This window comes from Ostreiculturibacter nitratireducens, from assembly GCF_032670585.1.
In the GTDB taxonomy this organism is placed as follows: Bacteria; Pseudomonadota; Alphaproteobacteria; order Rhodobacterales; family Rhodobacteraceae; genus Ostreiculturibacter; species Ostreiculturibacter nitratireducens.
In genome coordinates, this window is the sequence record NZ_JAVQHL010000001.1 from 1,298,545 (window position 1) to 1,313,964 (window position 15,420).

15 protein-coding genes are annotated in these 15,420 nt (G+C 65.0%); 12 read left to right on the forward strand and 3 right to left on the reverse strand.

Going from position 1 to position 15,420, the window contains the following annotated elements:
- Window positions 1–870: a MurR/RpiR family transcriptional regulator gene (locus ABCN56_RS06275; RefSeq protein WP_343079899.1), complete on the reverse strand. Its 870-nt coding sequence runs from the start codon at window positions 868–870 to the stop codon at window positions 1–3.
- A 141-nt stretch (window positions 871–1,011) separates the two neighbouring features.
- On the opposite strand from ABCN56_RS06275, the gene ABCN56_RS06280 reads away from it, so the two are divergent.
- The 10 genes from ABCN56_RS06280 to ABCN56_RS06325 all read left to right on the forward strand — a co-directional run bounded on the left by ABCN56_RS06280 (window position 1,012) and on the right by ABCN56_RS06325 (window position 11,692).
- Window positions 1,012–1,797: an N-formylglutamate amidohydrolase gene (locus ABCN56_RS06280; RefSeq protein WP_343079900.1), complete on the forward strand. Its 786-nt coding sequence runs from the start codon at window positions 1,012–1,014 to the stop codon at window positions 1,795–1,797.
- Window positions 1,797–2,303 (forward strand): TRAP transporter small permease subunit, encoded by a 507-nt coding sequence (locus ABCN56_RS06285; RefSeq protein WP_343079901.1) that lies wholly within the window; start codon window positions 1,797–1,799, stop codon window positions 2,301–2,303. Before ABCN56_RS06280 ends, ABCN56_RS06285 begins: the two co-directional genes overlap by 1 nt.
- Window positions 2,303–3,628: a TRAP transporter large permease gene (locus tag ABCN56_RS06290; RefSeq protein WP_343079902.1), complete on the forward strand. Its 1,326-nt coding sequence runs from the start codon at window positions 2,303–2,305 to the stop codon at window positions 3,626–3,628. Before ABCN56_RS06285 ends, ABCN56_RS06290 begins: the two co-directional genes overlap by 1 nt.
- 48 nt (window positions 3,629–3,676) lie before the next feature.
- Window positions 3,677–4,711 carry a TRAP transporter substrate-binding protein gene (locus ABCN56_RS06295; RefSeq protein WP_343079903.1) on the forward strand — a complete coding sequence of 345 codons (1,035 nt, stop codon included), beginning with the start codon at window positions 3,677–3,679 and terminating at the stop codon, window positions 4,709–4,711.
- A gap of 77 nt (window positions 4,712–4,788) precedes the next feature.
- Window positions 4,789–6,153 (forward strand): glutamine synthetase family protein, encoded by a 1,365-nt coding sequence (locus ABCN56_RS06300; RefSeq protein WP_343079904.1) that lies wholly within the window; start codon window positions 4,789–4,791, stop codon window positions 6,151–6,153.
- Between the two features lie 22 nt (window positions 6,154–6,175).
- A complete protein-coding gene (locus tag ABCN56_RS06305) occupies window positions 6,176–7,564 on the forward strand; it encodes an aldehyde dehydrogenase family protein (RefSeq protein ID WP_343079905.1) in 1,389 nt (462 codons plus the stop codon).
- Window positions 7,561–8,730: an iron-containing alcohol dehydrogenase gene (locus ABCN56_RS06310; RefSeq protein ID WP_343079906.1), complete on the forward strand. Its 1,170-nt coding sequence runs from the start codon at window positions 7,561–7,563 to the stop codon at window positions 8,728–8,730. The genes ABCN56_RS06305 and ABCN56_RS06310 overlap by 4 nt, the downstream gene beginning before the upstream one ends.
- Complete coding sequence (locus tag ABCN56_RS06315; RefSeq protein WP_343079907.1) at window positions 8,727–9,968, forward strand: NAD(P)/FAD-dependent oxidoreductase; 1,242 nt, start codon at window positions 8,727–8,729, stop codon at window positions 9,966–9,968. The genes ABCN56_RS06310 and ABCN56_RS06315 overlap by 4 nt, the downstream gene beginning before the upstream one ends.
- 119 nt (window positions 9,969–10,087) lie before the next feature.
- Window positions 10,088–10,828: a sugar transferase gene (locus ABCN56_RS06320; RefSeq protein ID WP_343079908.1), complete on the forward strand. Its 741-nt coding sequence runs from the start codon at window positions 10,088–10,090 to the stop codon at window positions 10,826–10,828.
- Between the two features lie 63 nt (window positions 10,829–10,891).
- Window positions 10,892–11,692, forward strand: coding sequence for a Stf0 family sulfotransferase (locus ABCN56_RS06325; RefSeq protein ID WP_343079909.1), 801 nt, complete (start codon window positions 10,892–10,894; stop codon window positions 11,690–11,692).
- Here ABCN56_RS06325 and ABCN56_RS06330 read toward each other — a convergent pair.
- Both ABCN56_RS06330 and ABCN56_RS06335 read right to left on the reverse strand, forming a co-directional pair.
- Window positions 11,671–12,327, reverse strand: coding sequence for an ABC transporter ATP-binding protein (locus tag ABCN56_RS06330; RefSeq protein ID WP_343079910.1), 657 nt, complete (start codon window positions 12,325–12,327; stop codon window positions 11,671–11,673). The two genes, ABCN56_RS06325 and ABCN56_RS06330, sit on opposite strands and share 22 nt — an antisense overlap.
- 11 nt (window positions 12,328–12,338) lie before the next feature.
- Window positions 12,339–13,565, reverse strand: coding sequence for a KpsE/RkpR family capsule polysaccharide export protein (locus tag ABCN56_RS06335; RefSeq protein WP_343079911.1), 1,227 nt, complete (start codon window positions 13,563–13,565; stop codon window positions 12,339–12,341).
- A gap of 87 nt (window positions 13,566–13,652) precedes the next feature.
- Here ABCN56_RS06335 and ABCN56_RS06340 point away from each other — a divergent pair, with 87 nt between their 5' ends.
- Both ABCN56_RS06340 and ABCN56_RS06345 read left to right on the forward strand, forming a co-directional pair.
- Window positions 13,653–14,468 (forward strand): ABC transporter permease, encoded by an 816-nt coding sequence (locus ABCN56_RS06340; RefSeq protein WP_343079912.1) that lies wholly within the window; start codon window positions 13,653–13,655, stop codon window positions 14,466–14,468.
- On the forward strand, window positions 14,461–15,402 hold the full coding sequence (locus tag ABCN56_RS06345; RefSeq protein ID WP_343079913.1) for a glycosyltransferase family 2 protein: 942 nt from the start codon (window positions 14,461–14,463) through the stop codon (window positions 15,400–15,402). The genes ABCN56_RS06340 and ABCN56_RS06345 overlap by 8 nt, the downstream gene beginning before the upstream one ends.
- Window positions 15,403–15,420 lie beyond the last annotated feature (18 nt).

Below are 15,420 nucleotides of genomic sequence, written 5' to 3' on the forward strand. Positions count from 1 at the left end.
CTACTTGGGACGTCGGAAGAACCGAGCGCGGGCGAAGAGGTCCTCCAGCCGCTTCATTCGCGCGCGCGTCTCGTCCCAGGTCAGGGCTTCGACCGCGGCGAGGAGGGTTTCGACGAGGACCTGGATCGCAACGGTGGAATCCCAGGCCGACGGCGCCTCGACATGGGCGGACAGCCGGTAGCGGGCGTGAGCGGCCGCGGGGGAGACCCATTGGTCCGTGATCAGGACGACTTCCGCCCCCTGGTCCGCGGCAATCTCCACCAGTTGCAGAACGTTGTTTTCGTAGCGGCGGATATCGAAGGCCAGAAGCACGTCGCCGGGCTCCAGGTCGATCAGCGCGGGCGGCCAGGCATTCGACATGTCGGAGATCAGCGTCACACCCTGCCGGACCACACGCATGTGCGTGACGAAATAGTCCGCGGCCGCGTGCGTGATCCGCCCGCCCATGGCGAAGACCTTCCGATTCTTGTCGGCCATCAGGGCGGCGACGGCATCAAACTCGGCGTGGTCGATCTGCGAGAGCGTGGCCTGCAGGTTGGCCAGGACCGCGTCGGCAAAGCGGTTCAGCACGTGCTGCTCGGGCGCGCCGCCGGCCCAGCGGTCGTGCTTGGCGAGGGGTGAGATGAGGCGCTCCTCGACCTCGACGCGGACACGGGCCTGGAAATCCGGATATCCCTTGTAGCCGAGCTTCTGCACGAGCCGCACGACGGTGGGCGTGGAGACCTCGGCCGCTTTCGCCAGCGCAGTGATCGAGCCGAGGGCCGCCACCGGATAGTTCCGGGTTATATGGCTTGCGAGCTGTCGCTCCGCGCGCGTCAGGCCGTCGAAAGCCGCGCGGATTTCCTGTTCGATCGTCTTCGCCGCCGCCACGCGCTCCCCTCCCGCGCGCAAAACACCCTCAGGTGTCGCGCGGAAAGATCGTAACAGATTTTCAGATTTCGGAAAGATGTTGACAGAAGAGGGGGTGCCAGATGAGCCTTAAGGGGTGACTCGCGACGCGCGAAGGGACTGATGGACAACGCCCAGACCCTGGCCGACCCCGTTGTGATGGTTGAAACCGCCCCAGGACAGGGTCCGTTTCTCTTCGTCTGCGAGCACGCTTCGAACATCTTCCCGGAACGCTTCGGCACGCTCGGGCTGACCGACAAGCAGAGGCAGGCGCACATCGCCTGGGACCCCGGGGCGCTTGGTCTGGCGCGGGGGCTGCTATCACGGCTTGGCGGCGCATTCGTCGCGGCGAAGGTTTCGCGCCTGATATACGACTGCAACCGCCCGCCACACAGCCCCGGCGCGATGGTGGGAAGAAGCGAGATGTACGACATCCCCGGAAATGCCAGCCTGTCGGCGGAGGCGAGGCTGGAGCGTACAGAGGCGATCTATGTCCCGTTCTGCTCGGCACTTCACGGCGAGATCGCGCGACGCCTCGCGGTCGGTCTGCTTCCGGTCATCGTCACCGTCCACAGCTTCACGCCGACATGGTTCGGAGCACCGCGCGACGTCGAACTCGGCGTCATCCATGACGCGGACCCATCCCTTGCGCGGGAGGTTCTTGCCGCCGCGCGGTCCCGGACCGGTCTGAAGGCGGAACTGAATGCCCCCTACTCGGCGGCGGACGGCGTCACTCATTCCCTCAGGCTTCACGCGGTGCCCTACGGCCTGCCCAACGTGATGCTGGAAATCCGCAACGACCTGATCGCCACACCTGAAGCCGAGGAGGCCATGGCCGACACGCTCGCCCCCGTCCTGTCCGCGGCACTGGCGGCGCTTGCCCCACCGCCGGCAAGGAGCGCGACGTGATGCCCGGTTGGATCAGAGCCTATGTGCGGGTTGTCGAGAGGGTGAACTACGTGGTCGGCCGGGTGGCGATGTACATCCTCTTCGTAATGATGGGGATCCTCTTGTGGTCCTCGATCTCGAAGGCGTTCACGCTGCCCTCGATCTGGACGCTCGAAATGGCACAATTCGCGATGGTCGCCTACTACATGCTCGGGGGGCCCTATTCCCTGCAGCTGGACAGCAACGTGCGGATGGACCTTCTCTATCACCGCTGGTCCGACCGGACCCGCGCCTGGGTCGACGCGTTCTCGGTCTTCGCGCTTCTGTTCTACCTGGGCGTTCTCCTCTACGGCGCGGTGGAAAGCACGGCCTATTCGCTCGAATACGCCGAGCGCAGCCCGACCGCCTGGCGGCCCTATCTCGCGCCGATCAAGATCATCATGTGCCTGGGCATCTTCATGATGCTCCTTCAGGCCATCGCCTTCTTCTTCCGCGACGTCGCGAAGATCCGCGGGGAGGAGATCTGATGTCCTACGAGTGGATCGCCATCCTCATGTTCAGCACGATGATGCTGATGATGATGACTGGCCAGCGCGTCTTCGGCGCGATCGGCTTCGTCGCCGTGCTCGCGTCGGTCGCGCTCTGGGGCGTGGGCGGGTCGGACCTGGGCTTCGCCGCCGCCATGAAGCTCATGAAATGGTACCCGCTGCTGACGCTTCCGATGTTCATCTTCATGGGCTACGTCCTGTCGGAGGCGCGACTGGCGGACGACCTATACCGGATGTTCCATGTCTGGTTCGGCCCGGTTCCAGGGGGGCTCGCGATCGGCACGATCGCCCTTATGGTGGTCATTTCTGCGATGAACGGGCTTTCCGTGGCGGGAATGGCGATCGGGGCGACGATCGCCCTGCCGGAACTCCTGAAGCGAAACTACGACAAGCGGATGGTGACCGGCGTGATCCAGGCGGGATCGTCGCTGGGCATCCTGGTGCCGCCCTCGGTCGTCCTCGTCCTCTACGCGATGATCGCGCGACAGCCGGTGGGGCAGCTGTGGCTCGCCGGGGTGATACCGGGACTGATGATGGCGGCGATGTTCATCGCCTACATCGCGCTTCGCTGCCGGCTCAATCCAGCGCTTGGGCCTACCCTCTCTGCCGAGGAGCGGTCGGCCGTATCACCTGCCGAAAAGCGGCGCCTTCTGACGGCCGGGATCCTTCCCGTGCTCATCTTCATGGTGATGATGGTGCCCTTCGTCTCGGGTTACACATCGCTCGTCGAAAGCTCGGTGATCGGCGCCCTCGCCTCGGTCTCCGCCGCAGTGGTGAAGGGCCGGTTCACGCGCCAGGTCTTCGAGACGTCGACGCGCGAGACCCTCGCCGTGTCCTGCATGTTCATGTGGATCATCCTGGCGGCACTCGCTTTCGGGGCAGTTTTCGACGGGCTGGGCGCCGTAAGGGCGATCGAGGGATTCTTCATCGAAAGGCTCGGCCTCTCGGCGTGGGAGATCATCATCCTGATGCAGCTGTCCTACCTGATCATGGGCACGTTCCTCGACGACACGGCGATGCTGGTCATCGTCGCGCCGCTCTACGTGCCGTTGGTCAAGGCGCTTGGATTCGACCTGATCTGGTATGGCGTTCTCTACACGATCACCTGCCAGATCGCCTACATGACCCCGCCCTTCGGCTACAACCTGTTCCTGATGCGCGCGATGGCGCCGAGGGAGATCACCATCATCGACATCTACCGCTCGATCGTCCCCTTCGTGGGCGTGATGATCCTGGCCTTGGTCCTCGTGATGGCGTTCCCCGACATCGCGCTCTGGCTGCCGAACCACGTCTATTCGAAATGAAACACCCCCGGCCAACGGGGGACCCGACCACCAGCAAGGAGAAAGACGATGACGACGACAAGACGCAAGTTTCTCACCGCCGGGGCGGCCGCCGGCGCCGCGACTCTGGCTGCGCCGGCCGTTCACGCGCAGGCTCCGATCAAGTGGCGTCTGCAGACATATGCCGGCCCTGCCTTGGGCGAACACGTGATCAAGCCAGCGATCGACGCGTTCAACGAGATGGCGCAGGGGCAGATGGAGATCGAGCTCTATTTCGCCGACCAGCTCGTGCCGACGAGCGAGCTGTTCCGCGCGATGCAGAAGGGCACGATCGATGCCGTGCAGTCGGACGACGACTCGATGGCCTCGCCGACCGAGGTCACCGTCTTCGGCGGCTACTTCCCGCTCGGCCTGCGTTACTCGCTCGACGTGCCTGCGCTCTTCAACACCTACGGGCTCGACGAGATCTGGAAGGCCGAATACGAGAAGGTCGGCGTCAAGCACATCTCGGCCGGATCATGGGACCCGTGCAACTTCGCCACCAAAAGTCCGATCAATTCGCTCGCCGACCTGAACGGGAAACGGGTCTTCACGTTCCCGACCGCCGGCCGCTTCCTAAGCCGCTTCGGCGTGGTACCGGTCACGCTGCCCTGGGAAGACGTCGAGGTCGCGCTGCAAACGGGCGAACTCGACGGAATCGCTTGGTCGGGCATCACCGAGGACTACACGGTGGGCTGGTCCAAGGTGACCGACTACTTCCTGACCAACAACATCTCCGGCGCATGGATCGGGCATTTCTTCGCCAACATGGACCGCTGGAACGAGCTTCCGCCGCACCTGCAGACGATGCTGAAGATCGCGATGGATTCGTCGCACTATTATCGCCAGCACTGGTACTGGGCGGGCGAAGCGAAGCTGCGCGTCGAGGGCACGGACCTGAAGCTGACCACCATCCCTGACGCGGAATGGAAGCAGGTCGAGGCCGAGGCCCAGAAGTTCTGGGACGAGATCGCCGCCGAGAGCGAGACCAAGGCCAAGGTTGTGGAGATCATCAAGAAGTACAACGATACGATGGTGAAGGCGGGCGTGCCCTACCGCTACTGAACGTCCGAACCAGAAATGCCTGCCGGGCGCGGTCTCCGGATCGCGCCCGAATGTGATGTATCGGGGAGAGAGGAAAAATGCCCGCGAATCTCACGTTCGATGCGCTGAAGAAGGCCGTGGCCTCGGGCGAGATCGATACCGTCCTGACCTGCGTCGTGGACATGCAGGGACGCCTGATGGGCAAGCGCTTCCACGCGCAGCATTTCCTCGACAGCGGACATGAGGAGACGCATGGCTGCGACTACCTCCTGACCGTGGACATGGAGATGACACCCGTTCAGGGATACAAGTCCACGAACTGGACGACCGGCTACGGCGACTATGTCCACAAGCCGGACATGGCCACCTTGCGGCGCGTGCCATGGCTGCCGGGAACGGCGATGGTGATGTGCGACTTCCTCGACCATCATACGCACGAACTCGTTCCACAGGCGCCCCGTTCCATCCTGAAACGGCAAATCGCGCGGGCGGAGGCGATGGGCTTCACGCCGATGATGGCCTCCGAGCTTGAATTCTTCCTGTTCGAACAGGCCTACAACGAGTTGTTCGACAACGGCTACCGCGGCCTGACGCCGCTATCTCGCTACAACATCGACTACTCGATCCTCGGCACGTCCAAGGAGGAAGGCGTGATGCGGGCGATCCGTAACGGCCTTTTCGGCGCGGGCATCCCCGTCGAGAACTCGAAGGGCGAGGCCGAGGCCGGGCAGGAAGAAATCAACGTGCGCTATTCCGATGCGCTAGATACCTGCGACATGCACTCGATCGTGAAGAACGGCGTCAAGGAGATCGCGCATCAGCATGGCGTCGCGGCAACCTTCATGGCCAAGTGGAGCCACAAGCACGCCGGGTCGTCGAGCCACATCCATCAGTCGCTGTGGAAAGACGGCAGGAACGCTTTCCACGATCCGAACGGCTCGCACGGCATGTCGGACACGATGCGCCATTTCCTCGCCGGGCAACTGAGCCATGCCCGGGAGATCACCGCCTTCCTTGCGCCCTATGTGAACAGCTACAAACGCTTCTGCGTCGGCATGTTCGCACCGACAAAGGCGGTCTGGAGCACCGACAACCGCACTGCGGGCTTCCGCGTCTGCGGACCGGACACGAAGGCTGTCCGCGTCGAATGCCGGATCGGCGGGGCGGACGTGAACCCCTATCTCGCTTGCGCAGGACTCCTGGCGGCCGGGCTTGAAGGAATCGAGAAGAAGATGGAATTGGAACCGGAGATTTCGGGCGATCTCTACCAGACGGGCGGCGTGCGGGAGATTCCGAAATCGCTGCGCGAGGCCGCGGCACTGCTGTCAGGATCCAAGATGCTCCGGTCAGCAATGGGGGATGACGTCGTCGAGCACTACGTGCATGCGGCAGAATGGGAGATTGCCGAGATGGACCGGGTCGTGACCGACTGGGAAGTGCACCGAGGGTTTGAACGCGCATGACCTGCGCGGGAGCGAGGAAGACATGACAAGGACGATAAAGTGCATCTCGCCCGTCGACGGGCGCGTCTACGCGGAACGCGAGGCTCTGACTCTCGCGGATGCGGAGGCCGTGATTACCCGCGCCAAGGAGGCGCAGCACCGCTGGGCCGAGCTTCCGCTCGAGGAACGGATCCAGAAGGTGAAGGCGGGCGTCGCCGCGCTCAACGCGATGAAGGACCGCGTGGTGGAGGAACTCGCCTGGCAGATGGGGCGGCCGACGCGCTACGGCGGCGAATTCGGCGGGGTGAACGAGCGAACCGAATACATGGCCGGCATCGCCGCCGAGGCCCTGGCGCCGATGGTCGCTGAGAATACCGACCGTTTCGAGCGGCGCATCGAATGGGAGCCGCAGGGCGTCGTCTTCGTCATAGCCCCCTGGAACTACCCCTACCTGACGGCGATCAACACGATCGTCCCGGCGCTGATCGCAGGCAACGCGGTCGTTCTGAAACACGCTTCGCAGACCCTGCTGGTGGGCGAACGGCTGGCCGAGGCGTTCCATTCCGGCGGCGTGCCCGAGGACGTGTTCCAGAACGTCGTTCTCACCCATGACGTGACCGAAGACCTGATCGGCCAACGCGCCTTCGGCTTCGTGAACTTCACTGGCTCCGTCACGGGTGGCGCTGCGATGGAAAGGGCTGCGGCGGGAACGTTCACGGCGCTCGGCCTCGAACTCGGCGGCAAGGATCCCGGCTACGTGATGGATGATGCCGACCTCGACGCCGCGGTCGACAGCCTGATGGACGGGGCGATGTACAATGCCGGCCAATGCTGCTGCGGGATCGAGCGGATCTACGTGCACGAGAGCCTCTACGACGAGTTCGTGAAGAAGGCCGTCGCCTGGGTCGAGAAGCTGAAGCTCGGCAGCCCCTTCGAATCCGAAACCACGATCGGGCCAATGGCCAACCGCCGCTTCGCCGACACGGTGCGCAGCCAGATCGCAGACGCGGTGGCCGAAGGTGCCACGGCGCTGATCGATCCCGCGCTCTTTCCGGCGGACGACGGGGGCGCCTACCTCGCGCCGCAGATCCTCGTCAACGTCAACCACGAGATGCGCGTGATGCGCGAGGAAAGCTTTGGACCCGTTGTCGGCATCATGCCGGTCAGGAACGACGAGGAGGCGATCGCGGCCATGAATGACTGCGACTATGGCCTGACCGCCTCTCTGTGGACGAAGGACCCGGACCGCGCCGCGCGGATCGGGCGGCGGATCGAGACCGGGACGGTCTACATGAACCGCTGCGACTATCTCGATCCGGCACTGTGCTGGACCGGGTGCAAGGACACGGGACGGGGCGCCGCCCTGTCCGTGCTGGGCTTCCGTTCCGTCACGCGGCCGAAGAGCTTCCATCTCAAGAAAGTCACGACATGAGCGCCGACACAAACGTTCCCACCGCGAATTGGTCCTACCCCACGGCCGTGAAGTTCGGCCCCGGCCGGTTGAGGGAACTGGCAGACCACTGCAAGTCGACCGGCATCACGCGACCTCTGCTCGTCACCGACAAGGCGCTGGCGGACCTGCCGATAACGGCCCAGGCTCTCGACATTCTCGAAGAGGCGGGGCTTGGCCGCGCGGTGTTTTCCGAGGTGGACCCGAACCCAAACGAACGCAATCTGGAAGCAGGGCTGAAGGTCTACCGCAGCGGAGGCCATGACGGCGTGGTGGCCTTTGGCGGCGGGTCGGCGCTGGACCTCGGCAAGCTTATCGCCTTCATGGTCGGCCAGACACGGCCGGTCTGGGATTTCGAGGATATCGGCGACTGGTGGACACGGGCCGACGCCAGTGGGATCGCGCCAATCATCGCCGTGCCGACCACAGCCGGGACCGGATCGGAAGTCGGCCGTGCCGGCGTCCTCACCAATTCCGAGACCCACAAGAAGAAGATCATCTTTCATCCGAAGATTCTTCCGTCGGTCACGATCTGCGACCCTGAACTGACCGTGGGCATGCCCAAGTCCATCACCGCAGGCACCGGGATGGATGCGCTCGCCCATTGTCTCGAAGCCTATTCCAGCCCCTTCTATCATCCGATGAGCCAGGGGATCGCGCTTGAGGGGATGCGGCTCGTCTTCGAGAACCTGCCAAAGGCCTATGCCAATCCCACCGACCTGGTGGCCCGCGCGCACATGATGTCGGCCGCCGCGATGGGTGCGGTCGCCTTCCAGAAGGGACTGGGCGCGATCCATGCGCTTTCTCACCCGGTGGGCGCAGTCTACAACACCCATCACGGCACAACGAACGCCGTGGTGATGCCGATGGTCCTGGAATTCAACCGCAGCTCCATTTCCGACCGGATCGAAGCTGCGGCGGCCTATATCGGCATCAAGGGCGGATTCGAGGGTTTCTACGCGAGGGTCATGGACCTTCGCTCCGACCTCGGGATTCCCGGGGGCCTCGCGGCGATGGGCGTCGAGGAATCGCGACTGGACGAACTGACCGAGATGGCGCTGGAGGATCCTTCCTGCGGCGGCAACCCCGTGGCGATGACGCGCACGAACACGCGGGCGCTCTACCAGGCGTGCATGCAGGCGCGATGACTGCTGAAACCACGGATATCGCTGTCATCGGGGCCGGCGTCGTCGGCCTTGCCATCGCCAGGGACCTCGCGGCAGAGGGCCGCGAGGTGGTGGTCCTCGACCCCGAGCCCCCGGGCTCCGGGGCATCCTACGGGAATGCCGGCACGATCGCCGACTATGCCGTGCAGCCGGTCGGAACGCCCGACGTCCTCCGGAACCTGCCGAGCCTTCTCTTCAACCGCGGTTCGCCGCTGGCCATCCGGCGGGCAGCCATCCCTTCGCTCGCCCCCTGGCTCCTGCGGTTCCTGCGGCAATCGTTGCCGGCGCAGGCCGAACGGAACGCGCGGGCGCTCGCGACGCTTCTCTCCGACGCAGCGCAGCGCTGGCGGGATCTGGCGCAGGAGATCGGCGGGACGGACATCCTGCGGCTTCGCGGCTGCATCTACATGTACGAAAGCACGGCTGCCCGGCGCGCAGCCGAGGCGGATCTGCTGTTCCGCCGCCAGCTCGGCGTTCGGCTGGAACTCCTGACACCGGTGGAGCTGGCCGCCTACGAACCCGCGCTCCCGCCGACGGAGGGCGGCGGGGCCTATTTCCCCGACGCTGTCTTCATGGCCGACCCGGGGCGGATGGTGGGCCTTCTCGCCAAGGCGGCGGAAAAGGCCGGGGCGCGGTTTCTGACGGCGCGGGTCGACACGCTGGAGCGGCGCGTGGACGGGATAGTGATCGGCGGCGGCGGGCTCAAGTTTCATGCGCGCAACCTTGTGATCGCGGCAGGCGCGCATTCAAAGGCTCTGGCGAAGCAGGTGGGGGACCGCGTGCCGCTCGACACCGAGCGCGGCTACCACCTCGAGTACGACATGGAGAACCCCCACCTGTCGCGGCCCGTCTGCCCGACCTCGCGGGGCTTCTACCTTTGCCCCATGGAGGGGCGGCTGCGCGTAGCCGGGACGGTCGAGCTGGGCGGCCTGACCGCGCCGCCCTCGCCGCACCGGATCGCCCGGCTTGCCGAGGGCGCGCGCGCGACCTTTCCCGACCTTCCGGAACCGAGCCGCAACTGGATGGGATTCCGGCCTTCGATGCCGGACAGCCTTCCGGTCATCGGGCCATCGCCGGGTGGCCCCGAAGTCATCCATGCCTACGGACATGGCCATATCGGCCTGACGCTGGCGCCCATGACCGCCGCGATCGTCGCCGCGCTCCTCTCGGGGCGTGACGCGCCCGTGGATCTCGCGCCCTGCCTGCCCAGCCGTTTCTGACGCGGGACCAGCACCGGCCAGCGCGGAAATTCGGCCGGCGGAACCTGTCGTTAACGCGCCCTCAACCATGGCCGGTCTTTCCTCCGGACGTAGGACAGTCGCGGCAGACGGAGGAGGGAATGACGGCACTCAGCCACGATCCGGCACGGGCACGTCCGACCTGCCAACCGGTCACGTCGTCGGAAAGCTCCGGCCCCGCCTACCGGGGCCAGAGATTCCTCGACCTGACGCTGGCCGCTCTCGCGCTGCCGTTCGTCCTTCCCGTCATCGCAGTCGCCAGCCTTGCCGTTCTTCTGCGTGACGGCCGCCCCGTCCTCTACGTCTCCGAAAGGATGCGCGCGCCGCAGGGACGTTTTTCCTGCATCAAGCTGAGGACGATGACGCGCACCGATGCGGGCGCGGCTTCAGCCGTTCTCGGTGGCGATCGGCAGGCGAGCGTGACGTCCCTTGGCCGGCTTCTCCGGCGCAGCAGGATCGACGAGTTCCCGCAGCTCTGGAACGTCCTCAAGGGAGAGATGGGGTTCGTAGGGCCCCGCCCTCCGCTGGAGCGCTACGTCCGCGCCGATGGCGGGACATACACCGAGGTTCTGAAGGTCCGCCCGGGCGTCACGGGCCTCGCCACGATCATATTTCACGCGTACGAGGAAAGGCTTCTGGCCAAGGCGAAGACCGCCGCCGAGACGGAGAGCGCCTACGTCACGCGATGCATCCCGCGAAAAGCGCGGCTCGACCTGATCTACAAGCGGAACGCCTCGGCAATCCTGGACCTCTACATAATCTACCTGACGGCCGCGCGGCTTCTTCCCCTGCCGGGCGGCCGCCGCGTGAGGCGCATTCGCTCACGGGCAAGGGCGAAATGACGACCGCATCCCGCTCCAATGCCGCCGAAAAGAACTTCAACCCTGACAAGGCGGAGAAAGATCGTGTCATCCAGTGACCACCTTGGCGAACAAGGCATTCACGAACGGAAGATCCGCGCCGTCTTCGGCGCCGGCGTCTCCTGCGCGGGCGAGGCGCAGGCATTCGATCATCCGCTCGTCCTTCTTGCCTTTTCGAACCGATCGGGGTCGAACCTCCTCGCGCATTACCTGAGGACGACCCGGGCGTTCGCGGGATTCCACGAACTGCTGAACCATGAGGGCCTGCTCAACCATGCCAAAGAGTGGGGCGTATCGGGTGTGGCCGACTACGTGAAACGGGTGAGCGCGGAGTACGGAAAGCCGGGCCGGATCTTCGGCTTCAAGGCGTCCTGGGATCAGATACTTATGCTTCTGCGCTTCGAAGTGCCGCGCCTCTATGACGGGGTCAGGATCATCCACATTACCCGGCAGGATGTCATCGGACAGGCGGTATCCTACCTCATCGCCCACCAGACAAGGAGGTGGACGAGCCTTCAGGCGGCTGATCCCGGGGCCAGCGTGAACTACGACGAAGCGCTTCTGGAGCGCCTGCTGGAAGAAACGCATCGGTCCGAAGCGATGATCGCGACTCTCTCCAATGCCTTCGCGATCCCGCGACTCGTCGTCACCTATGAGGGCCTTCAGGCACAGCCCGGAGCCCTCCTGAAACGGATCGGTGCATTCACGGGCGTCGATATCGGGCCGCTCACCTTGCCGAAGCCCCGCATAGGCAAGCAGGCAGACGCCGTGAACGAGGAGTTCCGCGCCCGGTTCACGGAACATCTGCGCCGCAGGGCTCTGGCTCAGGCGCGCATCTGGGCCTGATGTGCCGCGATCGCCGCGTCGATATCGTCGAAGAACTCCAGCCGGCCACCTTCCAGCACCATCCCGCAATCGCAGATTTCGCGCAGCATTCCCATGGAATGCGTGACGACTATCGCGCCTGAGCGCGTCATTCTCTCCCTCAGCACCGCCGTGCTTTTCTCGCGGAACGCGCTGTCTCCGACCGAGGTCACCTCGTCGATCAGATAGGTGTCGAAGTGGATCCCCATCGAGACGCCGAAGGCGAGCCGCGAGCGCATGCCCGAGGAATAGGTTCGGACCGGCGCGTGAAAATGCGGCCCCAACTCGGCGAAGTCCCCGACGAAATCCAGAAGAGCGTCGCTGTCCACGCCATAGATCCGGGCGACGAAGCGGGCATTCTGCGCACCCGTGAGGTCGGGGTGGAAGGACCCCGCGAAACCGACCGGCCAGGACACCGTTCCACCGAGCCGCACCTCTCCGCCAGTCGGCTCGACCGTGCCCGCGATCATGCGAAGGAGCGTCGACTTCCCGGCGCCATTCCGACCGACCAGCCCGATCGAGCGCCCCGGCGGCAACCGCATCGTCGTCTGCTCCAGCAGCACTTTCCGCGCGCCCCCAAGCCGTACCTCCTTCGCAAGGTTCACGAGGTCGATCATCGTGGCCGCTCCTACCTCCGGTCCCTAAGGCTCGTCGCCAGAAGCGTGAGGACGGCCCAGCCGAGGAAGAGGAAGAGCCCGACCAGCGACAGGACCAGCCCGCGCCGTGGAAAGACGGAGGCTTCGGCAAGCGTCGGCCGGACGTGGGCGGCAAGATAGCGGCTTTGCCGTCGCGCCTCGGAGCGTGCGGAATCGTATGCGGCGAGCGCGGCCGTATAGGTTTCCTCGGCGAACTGGCGCTCCACGATCAGCCGTTCGTATTCGCCCATCAATGTCGCGAATGCCTCACCCTCGGCCCCGTCGGCCCCGATGCCAAGCTTCTTGCGCTCCGCCTCGATCCGGGCCTCGATCACGCGGACCTTCAGATCGATCTGGGCAATCCTCGGATCTCCCTCGCGCGTCGTCTGGCGCATGAGATCGAGCTCGATGACCGTCGTGGCGAGGTTTTCCTGAAGCGTGGCAAGAAGACCGACTTGGGTCCGGATATCCGCCTCGGGATCGACGATCTGGGTCCGGTTCCGGAACTCCGTCACGGACTGGCGCGCGACCTTCAGCCGTTCCACCGCCTCGTCGAGTTCCTCACGGGCGTAGCGGATCATGTCGTCACGCGCGACGGCCGAGAGCTCGTTGATCATCGCCGTGCTGCGTTCGAAGATCGCCGTGGAAAGACGTTGAGCGTCCGACGGATCGAAGGCCAGCACGCGGATGTCGATCAGCCCGGCCCCGGCATCATAGCTGATGCGCACCATGCGTGGCCAATAGGCGACCAGATCCTCGATCGTGCCGGGCGCGCGATAGGCGAAGACCGGATCGCGCACCGGATCGGCCTTCGACCACATGGAGCGAAGATCGAGCGTTTGGTCGAGATCGGCCACGAGTTCCTGGCTTCGCAGGTATTCGTAGAGGATGTCGGTATCCGAGGAACTCGACCCGGAAAGCGCCGTGATCCCCCCGAACAGCTCCAGCGTCGAATTCACTTCTTCGCGCCGCACGGAGAAGGCGGTATATGACGCAAACTGATCGGCCGCGCGGGTCCACAGGTACCAGGCGCAGATCGCGGCAGGCAGGGCGACGACAACCACGAAGCTCGCGACGATGCCCCAGTGCCGCGCCTTCATACGGCCTCGCGGGGCAGGCGGACGCTGCGGCGCCGCAGCGAGCGGCTTCAGAGGCAGGACACGCCCCGGCGCATCGAGTGTCCCGGCAACAGCGGCTTCATTGCGCTTCTGATCCTGCATTCCGCCCTCCGGTGTCGCCATGAACCTCTTGGCAAGGTGTTGTCAGGCATAAACCGGCAAAGACTTATTTGGCGTAAAGGCGCGGGCATGGCGGTTCTCGGCGGGACCCGAAGAGAATACCGGAGGGGGCACGGACGGCGAAGCCTGCCCACGGCGCGGGCGATCGTCGCGCTGATGCTGCGCGAGATGACGACGAGCTATTGCCGATCGCCGGGCGGCTATCTTTGGGCGGTCCTGGAGCCCGCCCTCGGGATCGCAATCCTGACATTGATCTTCTCGGTCGGCTTCCGCGCCCCGCCCGTCGGGACGAGCTTTCCGCTCTTCTATGCGACGGGCATGGTTCCGTTTCTCTTCTACGGCGAGCTTTCGTCAAAGGTCGCGCAGGCGATCCTCTATTCGCGGCAGCTTCTGGCCTATCCGGGCGTGACCTACGCGGACGCGCTTCTCGCGCGGTTCCTCGTGGCGGCGCTGACGCAGATTCTCGTGGCCTGCCTGGTCCTCGCGGGGATATTCGCGGCCTTCGACACGCGAACGACACCCGACATCGCAGCAGCGGTGCTGGGTTTCGCCATGGCCTCGGCACTCGGCCTGGGGGTCGGAACGCTGAACTGCTTTCTCATGACCCGCTACGCCCTGTGGCAAAGGGTCTGGTCGATCGTGAACCGCCCCCTGTTTCTTCTGTCCTGCGTGTTCTTCACCTTCGATACGGTTCCTGAACCCTACCGCTCCGGCTTGTGGTTCAACCCGCTGGTGCATGTCGTGGGCCAGATGCGCGCGGCCTTCTACCCGGCCTACGACGGAACCTACGTCTCCCCCCTCTACGTCTTCGCCGTGAGCCTTTGTCTCACCGCGTCGGGTCTCGTCTTCCTTCGTCGCTTCCACCGGGAGCTCGTCCATGATTAGGCAATGCGAACGCCCTCATGTTCACATCCTGATGTGCACGCGAAACGGCGCGCGCTTTCTGGAGGAACAACTCGCTTCCTTCCTGACGCAAAGCCATGCGGACTGGTCTCTCTGGGTGTCCGACGACGGCTCCGACGATGCAACGTTGACGATTCTGGAAGACTTCCGGTCAGCGAATCCTTCGCGGGCGGTCCATGTCTTCTCCGGACCGGGACGTGGTTCGGGGGCTAACTTCCTGTCACTCCTTGGGACCAACGGGCCGCCGGCCGGCCATGTGGCGTTGTCGGACCAGGACGACGTCTGGCTTCCGGATCGGCTTGAGAGGGCGCTCGATCGGCTGGCGCTCTGCCGCTTGGGCGCGCCGGCGATCTACGGCGGAACGACGATCGAAGTGCGTGCGGACCTGACGCGCCTGCCCTCTGTTCGCCGCCGACGCAAGACCCCGAGCTTCGCCAACGCCCTGATCCAGAACACGTTGCCCGGCAACACGATCCTGATGAACCCGCGCGCCTATTCCCTCGTCCGGGAAGCAGCGCGGAAGGCAGCAGAGGTGCCGCACCACGACTGGTGGCTCTATGCCCTCATGACCGGGATTGGCGCCGAGATCACATTCGACGACAAGCCGACCGTGCTCTACCGCCAGCATGGCGGCAACTCGGTCGGCGCCCATCGCGGGATGGGCGCCACCCTTCAACGTTTCGCAATCCTTGCCTCGTCCCGTTATGGTGGATGGCTCCGGGCCAACGCCGCCGCACTGGCCGCGGACGGTCTGCCGCTGACAAGCGAGAACGCCACCCTCCTCCGGGAGTTTCGCTCCGCCCTCGATGCCCCGGCTCCTCAAAGGCTGGCGCGATTGGGTCGACTGGGAATTCGCCGCCAATCCGGCTTCGGCACCGCCTGCATCTATGCGGCGACTGCGATGGGCTGGATCTAGGGCGATCGATCAGGGCTG